This window comes from Streptomyces johnsoniae (genome assembly GCF_031845565.1).
Classification (GTDB): domain Bacteria; phylum Actinomycetota; class Actinomycetes; order Streptomycetales; family Streptomycetaceae; genus Streptomyces; species Streptomyces johnsoniae.
This window is the reverse complement of record NZ_JAVREV010000116.1, coordinates 1-255: the sequence shown is the minus strand read 5'-3', so window position 1 is coordinate 255 and position 255 is coordinate 1. Positions and strand designations below refer to the sequence as shown.

The following is a 255-nucleotide window of genomic DNA, read 5'->3' as shown; positions in this document are numbered from 1 at the left end:
CGTCACCGTCCGCGTCAGCCAGCGCATCCTCGCCCTGACCGCCGCCATCTGGCACAACCGAGCCACCGGCCAGCCCATCACCCGCTCACTAATCGCCTTCGACCACTGAGATCGGCATAACTCGTCTGGGCCCTGTCCTGCCGATCTTGCCGGGCCCACGACTCCCCCAGACTCCGTCCGGGAGGTGCCCCCAGCTACGGCACTCCCCCAGCCTGGCGGCTGGGAGGTGCCCCCACGCTGCGTTACCGAATCGCG

General features: G+C 69.4%; 1 pseudogene. It reads left to right on the top strand.

The window, feature by feature from the left end:
• Positions 1-109, top strand: a pseudogene (locus tag RM779_RS33525) (IS982 family transposase); the annotation flags it as partial.
• Positions 110-255: the final 146 nt, after the last annotated feature.